1 protein-coding gene is annotated in these 781 nt (G+C 70.6%); it reads right to left on the bottom strand.

All coding sequences use genetic code 11. The features are described 5' to 3' along the window. On the bottom strand, positions 1-781 hold a 781-nt coding region (locus A9W96_RS07500; RefSeq protein WP_369830821.1), incomplete at both ends, for an NAD(P)(+) transhydrogenase (Re/Si-specific) subunit beta.

A 781-nucleotide genomic window follows, 5' to 3' on the forward strand; every position in this document is an offset into this window, starting at 1 on the left:
TGGGCGACCGCGAGGCCGTAGCCGGGCACCACGATCACCTGGTTGGCGTAGGCCATCTGGATCGCGGCGTCGGCGGCCGAGGTGGCCTTGACGGTCTTGTCGCCGCTGTCGCCGCCGCTCGGCGCGATCCCGCCGCCGCCGAAGCCGCCGGCGACGATCGCGGGGATCGCGCGGTTCATGGCCTTGGCCATCAGGTTGGTCAGGATCGAACCGGACGCGCCGACGATCATGCCCGCGACGATCATCGCGGTGTTGTTCAGCGCCAGTCCCGCGGCCGCGGCCGAGAGCCCGGTCATCGCGTTCAGCAGCGAGATGACCACCGGCATGTCGGCGCCGCCGATGGGCAGCACCACCATCAGGCCCAGCACGCCCGCGGCGGCGAGGAGCCCGATCATCCACCAGAGCGGCGCGCCGCCGGTGCCCGGATGCGCGTGCAGGCCGATGACGACGGCCGCGGCCACCGCCCCGGCCAGCAGCAGCAGGTTGATCGGCTGCTGCGCCTTGCCGAAGCCGATCGGCGATCCGGAGATGATCTCCTGCAGCTTGCCGAACGCGATGATCGATCCCCAGAACGAGATCGACCCGATGACCGCGGCGAACAGCGAGGCCACCACGATGTGCACGGTCGGCGACTCGCCGTGCTGGAAGGCCGAAAAACCTTGCGTCTCAATGAATTCCGCGAGCGCGATCAGCGCGACCGTGCCGCCGCCGACGCCGCGATCCAGATGGCCTACGCCAACCAGGTGATCGTGGTGCCCGGCTACGGCCTCGCGGTCGCCCA

Source organism: Mycobacterium sp. 1245852.3 (assembly GCF_001669335.1).
Taxonomy (GTDB): Bacteria; Actinomycetota; Actinomycetes; order Mycobacteriales; family Mycobacteriaceae; genus Mycobacterium; species Mycobacterium europaeum_A.